The sequence below is a fragment of the Candidatus Magnetominusculus dajiuhuensis genome, assembly GCF_046044395.1.
Classification (GTDB): Bacteria; Nitrospirota; Thermodesulfovibrionia; order Thermodesulfovibrionales; family Magnetobacteriaceae; genus Magnetominusculus; species Magnetominusculus dajiuhuensis.
Genome location: NZ_JBJUSG010000152.1, coordinates 1 through 7,605 on the forward strand (window position 1 = coordinate 1; position 7,605 = coordinate 7,605).

Consider the following 7,605-nt stretch of genomic DNA (forward strand, 5'->3'; position numbering starts at 1 on the left):
ATGATTGTGCATATTCTTAGGCATAAGGACAGATTCCGGACAAGCCGGAATGACAAAGATAAGGAAGGCAATTTCTAATGCGTTTGCCCTGTAGATTCAATCCTCTTGATTTGTTGAAGGCCAGCGAGAAAATAAGATTATGCCCATTACAAACAATTATTAATTACAGATTGATAAATAATTCTAAATGTGTTATAATATGTATTACTCAATCTGCATCTGTGGTTATTTAAATTTAAAAACAGAGGTATCATGCTGATCAAAACAACCGCATTAGCGGCAATATAGCCAGACCACAGGAGGACGTAAAATGTCAGAACAGTTTTGGATTCAAGGCAAAGACGGAAAACTTGAAGGCAGCTTGCCCGAAGTCCCAAAAAAAGGATACACAGGCGACGGCTCTGAAAAAGAGAACGTAGCAGTTGTATCCAAAGTAGAAAACATAGTCGTTGCTGATAAAGCAAACGAGAAACAAATCATAACTGACAAACAACTTAGGGAGCTTCTTGAAATGTTAAGAAAGGGGTTGAGCATGAGCAGGAAAGCTGACTTACTTCGCAGACTTGGGATTGATCCTTCTGCATTCACCTTAGAGGAAATAATCGCGATGGTAGAGATGTATATACAATTAAGAAAGATGCAAATAGCTATGAATAGGGCAGAGAATAACGGCAAAGATCCAAGGGGGCTGGATAAGTTCTATCACTGCCGTGCGCATTGCATAGCCACAAGGGCCGGACTGGGTGGAATTGCTGCCTCATATCCTGCGGGCTATGCAAAGGAGGTTTATGATTTGTTTAAAAATGCTTTAGACAAAGGCACCATACATGGGCGCATCGACAAGAGAATTGTAGCCAGCATAATAGACAGTATTGGAGATTTGGCTGCCAATAGTACGGGAAGATTGGGAGATCCTCGTATATCCTGTAACAATGTATGTGATCACCTTTGGCCTCAAGACGTTCCACGAGCAATTATAGATGAGGTAGATCAGTCTTTCGGACAATAGGGGACTGTTTAAGTCAATTTCCTGATACGGCCACTACCATTGCCCACAATGGCTTTACGCATGATGTCATTGTGGGCAATGTCAAACAAACACTAAAATTGTTTTCTCCTGAATTGACAATTTTCCTGTTGATTGTCTACAATATGGCTATGAGAATAAAGATAATAATACTATTGAAAAAAATATTCAGGAAGCTTATATACGTCGTAATAATTTATTTAGTTCTATTAAAGGCTTGCGAGGATGATATAATATCGGATTATATTAATCGCGGTTGGCAGACTATATACTATAAAGGAACCGGCCACAGCGGTGAGGTACGACTAAATGCTGCTTACGATGGCAGGAATCTGATAAAACTTGATAACTTTACGAAAGACGCCTATGATATCATGGTATTTACAGAAGCCCATAGAGATTATTGGCTAGACGCATATTACTGGTTAAGTTTTCGATATGAAACGTTTTCTACCTACTGTACGGAAGTTGATGAGAGCAAGACGGCCTTTCCATACTCATTAATGTCTCCGTCATGGTGGCCTGATGAGTTGGAAAAGCCATTTTTTGAACCATTTCGTCAGCCAAATCGCTCAAACTATAAGTTTTACCGCTGCCGTGCTCTTAACGCCGCTTACCGAGATTCGTTTTTTGAATATTTTGCTATCGACGATAAATCAAAAAAGGGATATTATTGGAAAACGATAAGGAAAGATAAAGATATGGACAATGAAACTATAAAAAGGTACTATTAATGTTATACATCTCACTCCACGACATTTCTAACTGAACTTTCGCACTAAGGAATAGTGAATTTTACCCTTAGTCCGTCATTCCGGGACCCCTATTCCGTTCATTCCGGCTTGTCTGGAATCTTATTTGGCTTGAGTATGTGTAGAGACAGATTCCAGACAAGCCGGAATGAAGGCAAGACGAGCCGGGTGGAGACAATTTTTTTTCGCGGAGTGAGATCTATCCGTAATCCTCTTCAACGCCTTGTATTGCATATTCAGTATCAAAAATAATCCTGACTTCGTCATCCCGGCTCATATACAGATAACCGTAGCCGTCATTTTTGTCATAAATGCAGAGGCTGCACTCATAGATGTCTTTATTTAGTCTCCTCAGGGCATTAACGCACCTATCGTCTTCCAAACACTTGTCGAAGAGCTTTTCAATTGAGAGGTGTTTGGGGGGGATTATATAGCGTACCCTGCCCTCTATGCTGTATATTTCGCCGTCGCCGATGACAAGATGGTCGTGGATGTCAATATTTATCTGTTTTGCGAAGGCCTTTACCCTGTCGGTGAGCAGGATATCCTCCTTGCTCGGCCTTGCCATGCCGCCCGTGTGGTTATGGACGAGGATAATCGCCGCGGTATTGTTCAGACAGGCGGTTTTAAAGACCTCGCGAAGCGTCACGCCGCACATGTTCAGAGAGCCTTTGGCAATGACCTCCGTAGCGAGAAACCTGCACTGTGTGTCGAGATGTACGGCAAAGAGGTTTTCTCTGTCCTCTTTGGATATCGAACTTAAAAGATTATAGACGTCCGTAGCAGATGTGATAATCTTATCCTCTCGTGTAGGCCGCCCGACGCGCACTACTTTCAGATACATGGCGCACCTCCGGCTGACGCATCGGCTGATACAATATACTCATATGGCAGACTACACATAGTACATGTAATGTAGCAAATCTCGTGCCACAACTATTATCCTTATATTACAAGGAGTTGATGGTTTAGACAACTGCTAATAAATGGTATGGCACTCCACACATATGTAATGCACTCCATACTGGCAGGACGGTGTTGTCCACTTAATGAGTTAGGGCATATTGACAAAAGCCCGGCAAAGCGGTATCTTAGCTCCGGGCAATGCCACAAGGCAAATTCACCCAATATCTCTTATTATGAGGCAGCGTTTTGAGCGAGGCACGCATGGAAGATAAACACTTACGAGGCGGCAGGTTCGTATTAGTCTGTGTCTCAGGCTTTTTGTTTCTGGGGATATTCAATATTATGCACCATGTGATGTGGCGCGATGAGCTTGAGGCATGGATGATGGCGCGCGACGCGTCAACCCTTGGCGAGCTATTTAATAACATCAGGTATCAGGGACATCCGGCTCTCTGGTTTTTGACCCTGTACGCGCTGTCGGCGATAACTCCAAACCCGCTGATTATGCAGATAGCTCATCTTGCCATTGCCGTGGGTGTTGTGTATGTCGCGGTGAGAAGCGCGCCTTTCACTGAACTTCAGAAAGTCCTCTTTATCTTAGGGTACTATCCCTTTTACGAGTACTGCGTAATCAGCCGGAACTACTCTTATGGGCTGCTCCTGTTGTTTATTTTTTTGTCGCTCTTTCGTCCGGGGATTAAAGACAAAAATTATATTTATCTTTCTATCGTTTTATTTTTTCTCTGCCAGAGCAATCCCTACGGGGCGGTTATAGCCATTGCCTTATTCCTCATGCTCATCTTTGAGCTGATTTTCTCAAGAGACAAGGCGGCCACTATTTCCTCAAAGGAGAAGTGGGCGCTTGCCGCCGGAATTGTAATTTTTACCTGCGGTCTATTAATATCGGCAATACAGATGCACCCTCCCCATGACTCCTTCTTTTATCACCCACCTGGTGATATGAGATTAACCCTTAATAATTTTTTCGGGTCAATAGCCTGTGTCTGGAGCGCCTGCATACCGATACCCATGGTTACCATGCAATTCTGGGGGAGCAACGTAATCACCTATATCATTACTGACCCGGTTAGAGAGGCCGCGGTGAGGTTTTTCCTGTCCATGGCCATTGTAACCATTTCTTCAATTGTGTTGCTGCGCCGCCCGGTGGCTCTGTTTTATTACGCGGTTGGCACATTTGGGATTATCCTGTTTAACTATATGATTTACGCCGGGGCGATAAGACATATAGGGCATTATTTTATCGTTTTAGTGTCGGCCTTCTGGCTCTCGAACCTCTATGATGAGAAATCTTCTGAGACCGGCGTTTTAAATCAGAGATATGAACTTTTCGAAGCCGCAAAGAATGTCTTCTTTACAGTTGTCCTTGTGAGCAACGTAATTGCCGGCGTTGCCGCAAACACGCTGGGGCATCTCTATCCATTTTCGGCAAACAAGGAAACGGCGACGTATATCAAAACAAACGGGTTAGACAAAATGCCCATACTTGGCGACCCGGATTGCGTGGCATCAGGCGTCGCGGCTTATTTAAACCGCCCTATCTATTATCCGGCAACACAAAGACACGCCACATTTGTCACATGGGACAACAAACGGCAGCGCTATGGCCCGCGAACTATCCTCGCAGCGGCAGAGCAGTATGCGCTTAATAAAAAAAAAGACATACTCCTCGTCCTGAACTACCCTATTGACCCTGATTCGCTGGCCAGATATGGCGGCAACGTATACTTCGTTAAGGCGTTTGCGGGAAGTGTCCTTATTGATGAGAAGTTCTGCCTGTACATAATGAAATACGCCCATCACTGAATTCCCCTCAGAACGCCGTCATAGAGCATTGCGATGGCTTTTTTTGCAGTTTCAAAGCGTATTTTATCGCGGCTGCCATTGAAGTGGCATTCTATGGCAAACTCAATAGGGCTGGGACAGGTGAGCGATATATAGACAAGCCCCACGGGTTTCTCTGGCGTGCCTCCAGATGGCCCGGCTATGCCTGTAACCGCGAGGCCTAAGTCCGCGGCGGTTGCTTCCCGTATCCCAAGTGACATTTCAAGGGCTGTCTGGTGGCTCACTGCCCCATAATTGCGAAGCGTCTCAGGCGATACCCCTAAGAAATTCTCCTTGAGTGTGTTAGAATAAGTTACCGCCCCGCCACAAAACACCGAGGAGCTTCCCGGCACTGAGGTAATAAACCCCGCTATCATGCCACCCGTGCATGATTCAGCCGTAGCTATGGATATTCTTTTAGCGGCTGCCGCCTCCACTACACGCCGCGTAAGTGTATAGAGCGCTTCGATTTCTCTCTTATCTATGTCCAAAAGCATGTGGAGACCCCACTATATGGTTTTATAGCCGGGGCAGCCTTCAAAACCCTTGCAGCCGCCTTTTCGAAGCCTGCAGTCCTTGTTGATACAAATGGCCTTTTCCTCTTTGAGCTGGCGGGGAGTGTGCGTTTTGAGCTGTCCTTTTGCGTCTTTTTTTGTCGGGTTCATTTGGTATTATAACATTCTGCCTCAAGGAGGGAACAGATATGCTCCATATCCGCGGGTGGGCGGCTGCTAAACTCAAGATACTGCCCCGTAACCGGATGGACAAATCCAAGCAAGGCGGCATGGAGCATCTGGCGCGGGATGTGAATCTTACCCTGTGTGATAAATGTCTTCAGGCCATAGGTCTGGTCGCCGAGTACGGGGTGTCCGATGGCCGAGAAATGCACCCTTATCTGATGTGTCCTGCCCGTGGACAGCACCGCCTCCACGAGAGAGGCACCTTTGAATGTCTTCAGCGTCCGCCAGTTTGTAACGGCCGGTTTGTGCCGGTCTGACACAGTGGACATCTTTTTCCTGTCCGATTTGGAGCGTCCTATTGGCAGTGTTATCTGTCCCTGGGGCGTCTTCATTGAACCGTAAATCAGGGCAAGGTATTTTCTTTTGATGGTTCTGTCTTTAAACTGCTCAACAAGGCCGTAGTACGAAGGCTCATCAAGGGCTATGACAACAAGGCCGGATGTGTCTTTATCTATTCTATGTACGACGCCGGGACGTAAAGGCCCGCCAATGTTAGCCATGATCGGGTCCCTCCATTTGACGGCATTCATCAGGGTGCCGGTCAGGTGTCCGGCGCCGGGGTACATGGGCATACCGGGGGGTTTGTCCACTACCATTAGGTGCTTGTCCTCGTAGGGCACATCAATTTCTATTTCCTGCGGCGTTAGTTCGCCGTCCTGCGGCGGTGGGAAATCCACTATGGCAACATCGCCCTTGCGTATTTTGCAGCCGTGCCTTGCCGGTTGGCCGTTGTGTGACACGTGGGCGTCTTTAATGAGCTTATTGATTTGCGAGCGCGTAAGCCGGGTCTGTGACGCCAGATACACATCAAGCCTCTGCCCCTTTTCGGTCTCAGTTACGTGAAACTCCACGGCCATAGTGTATGCGTTTACTGCAGCAACAGGAGGTCCTTAAGGCGGCGCAGGGCCTCAATCGCCGCCCCAACGCGCCTCAAAAGTTTGTGGACTATCTCGTTGCGGCTGACCCTGTTTAACAACGAGATAAGTTTAATCTTCGATGTAATAACGTAGTCTTCGTCACCGGCGATATTGCAAAAGACTGCCATCGCCTGGGGGCCTAATTTTATAAATGACTCCATAAAATCTTTATTCTTTGAGGACATAGACTCAATGGCCTGCATACACTCCAATGTGATGTTGTTATTGAGGAGTATCCTAAGGCTCTCGCGCACATGGGGGGGTAGGTCGTCTGGCGCGATGTCCGCATGTGATGTATCGGGCGGGGTGCGGGTATCAGGCAGTTGAATCTCTGAGATTTTCTCCTCAGACAGATTCTGATTCAGCGGTTGTACCTCAGATTTTTCTAACGGCGTTATGTATTCTTTAACGGCCTTCCCTTTTTTCTTTTTGGATGTACGTTTTTCGAGGCGTGAGCTGCCCCCTGTCATCAAGTTCTTTATTTTATGTGACAACGCGATGCAACCTCCTTGCCGAACTTCGAGAAATTATCGGAAGCCAACTGTCCTCTGGGAAAGTCAAAAACAGGGATTCCAGCTATTTGTGCCTGATTAATAGATTCTCTTTCAAATATCTTCGTCTTAAATATCCTGTCCTTGTACGAGGAGAGTTTCTCGTCAATGACCTCGTTGGTCAGACGGGCAGATTTTTTGACCCTCGACAGTACGATAAGCCAACGGCCATCAAGCTCGCCCTCTCTGACGTCTTTCAGCTTTATGATAAAATCGGCAAGCCCGTCAATTGAACGGGACGACGGTTCACAGGGGATGAAACAATAATCGGCCACCATGAGGGTGTTTTCAACCAAAGGGCCTAACGACGGAGGACAGTCAATTATCACTAAATCGTATGTCTTGTCCCTGTATATCTTCTCCATTGATCTCATAAGCCGGCGTTCCCGTTTAAAAGAATTATACAACGTCTCGTTTACGAGGCTGAGCCTGATGTTAGACGGGGCAACATCCAGTCCCTTTACAGACGAATTGGCAACGATAGAGGCAATCTCCTCCTGATTTAAAAGGACATCGGCGATGCAACGGTCATTATAACCCACCTCTATGCCAAGACCCGGGGCCACATGCCCCTGCGGGTCCATGTCTATGATCAGGGTTTTTACCTTTTTCTTCGCGAAATAGGTTCCCATATTAATACAAATCGAGGTCTTTCCCGTACCCCCTTTATGGTTAGCCAGACAAACCGTTACCACAAAACCCTCCTTATCCAATACACAGTATAATCTAACAGATGTATGTAAAAACTGTCAACTAACGCCTGATTCAGGGCAAACGCATTAGAAATTGTCTCCCTTATTTTTGTCACCGCCCTTATTTTGTCATTCCGGCTTGTCCGGAATCGTGCGCCTGTGAGTGTGCATAGTCAGA

9 protein-coding genes are annotated in these 7,605 nt (G+C 46.3%); 3 read left to right on the forward strand and 6 right to left on the reverse strand.

The window, feature by feature from the left end; translation table 11 throughout:
• Positions 1 to 310: 310 nt before the first annotated feature.
• The gene (locus AB7D94_RS15370; RefSeq protein ID WP_420266865.1) at positions 311 to 1,009 is read left to right on the forward strand and encodes a hypothetical protein; all 699 of its coding nucleotides are present in this window, start codon (positions 311 to 313) and stop codon (positions 1,007 to 1,009) included.
• Between the two features lie 143 nt (positions 1,010 to 1,152).
• Positions 1,153 to 1,761: a hypothetical protein gene (locus AB7D94_RS15375; RefSeq protein WP_420266866.1), complete on the forward strand. Its 609-nt coding sequence runs from the start codon at positions 1,153 to 1,155 to the stop codon at positions 1,759 to 1,761.
• Between the two features lie 217 nt (positions 1,762 to 1,978).
• Here the strand turns inward: AB7D94_RS15375 and AB7D94_RS15380 are convergent, their stop codons facing one another.
• Positions 1,979 to 2,623 carry a JAB domain-containing protein gene (locus AB7D94_RS15380; protein WP_420266868.1) on the reverse strand — a complete coding sequence of 215 codons (645 nt, stop codon included), beginning with the start codon at positions 2,621 to 2,623 and terminating at the stop codon, positions 1,979 to 1,981.
• Between the two features lie 323 nt (positions 2,624 to 2,946).
• Between AB7D94_RS15380 and AB7D94_RS15385 the strand changes: the two genes are divergently transcribed.
• A complete protein-coding gene (locus AB7D94_RS15385) occupies positions 2,947 to 4,509 on the forward strand; it encodes a hypothetical protein (RefSeq protein WP_420266869.1) in 1,563 nt (520 codons plus the stop codon).
• Here the strand turns inward: AB7D94_RS15385 and AB7D94_RS15390 are convergent.
• Genes AB7D94_RS15390 through AB7D94_RS15410 form a run of 5 tightly spaced genes read right to left on the reverse strand, consistent with a single transcriptional unit; the run spans position 4,503 to position 7,430 of the window.
• The gene (locus tag AB7D94_RS15390) at positions 4,503 to 5,024 is read right to left on the reverse strand and encodes a CinA family protein (protein ID WP_420266871.1); all 522 of its coding nucleotides are present in this window, start codon (positions 5,022 to 5,024) and stop codon (positions 4,503 to 4,505) included. The genes AB7D94_RS15385 and AB7D94_RS15390 overlap by 7 nt on opposite strands.
• Before the next feature lie 12 nt (positions 5,025 to 5,036).
• Complete coding sequence (locus AB7D94_RS15395) at positions 5,037 to 5,192, reverse strand: hypothetical protein (protein WP_420266872.1); 156 nt, start codon at positions 5,190 to 5,192, stop codon at positions 5,037 to 5,039.
• Complete coding sequence (locus AB7D94_RS15400; protein WP_420266873.1) at positions 5,189 to 6,124, reverse strand: RluA family pseudouridine synthase; 936 nt, start codon at positions 6,122 to 6,124, stop codon at positions 5,189 to 5,191. The genes AB7D94_RS15395 and AB7D94_RS15400 overlap by 4 nt, the downstream gene beginning before the upstream one ends.
• Before the next feature lie 11 nt (positions 6,125 to 6,135).
• The gene (locus tag AB7D94_RS15405) at positions 6,136 to 6,678 is read right to left on the reverse strand and encodes a hypothetical protein (protein WP_420266874.1); all 543 of its coding nucleotides are present in this window, start codon (positions 6,676 to 6,678) and stop codon (positions 6,136 to 6,138) included.
• On the reverse strand, positions 6,663 to 7,430 hold the full coding sequence (locus AB7D94_RS15410) for a ParA family protein (protein ID WP_420266875.1): 768 nt from the start codon (positions 7,428 to 7,430) through the stop codon (positions 6,663 to 6,665). The genes AB7D94_RS15405 and AB7D94_RS15410 overlap by 16 nt, the downstream gene beginning before the upstream one ends.
• Between the last annotated feature and the right edge of the window lie 175 nt (positions 7,431 to 7,605).

What these genes read in the sequence shown, in the direction of transcription:
- AB7D94_RS15370 (WP_420266865.1), top strand. Translation starts at nt 311, where the DNA reads ATGTCAGAACAGTTTTGGATTCAAGGCAAAGACGGAAAACTTGAAGGC.
- AB7D94_RS15375 (WP_420266866.1), top strand. Translation starts at nt 1,153, where the DNA reads ATGGCTATGAGAATAAAGATAATAATACTATTGAAAAAAATATTCAGG.
- AB7D94_RS15380 (WP_420266868.1), bottom strand. Translation starts at nt 2,623, where the DNA reads ATGTATCTGAAAGTAGTGCGCGTCGGGCGGCCTACACGAGAGGATAAG.
- AB7D94_RS15385 (WP_420266869.1), top strand. Translation starts at nt 2,947, where the DNA reads ATGGAAGATAAACACTTACGAGGCGGCAGGTTCGTATTAGTCTGTGTC.
- AB7D94_RS15390 (WP_420266871.1), bottom strand. Translation starts at nt 5,024, where the DNA reads ATGCTTTTGGACATAGATAAGAGAGAAATCGAAGCGCTCTATACACTT.
- AB7D94_RS15395 (WP_420266872.1), bottom strand. Translation starts at nt 5,192, where the DNA reads ATGAACCCGACAAAAAAAGACGCAAAAGGACAGCTCAAAACGCACACT.
- AB7D94_RS15400 (WP_420266873.1), bottom strand. Translation starts at nt 6,124, where the DNA reads ATGGCCGTGGAGTTTCACGTAACTGAGACCGAAAAGGGGCAGAGGCTT.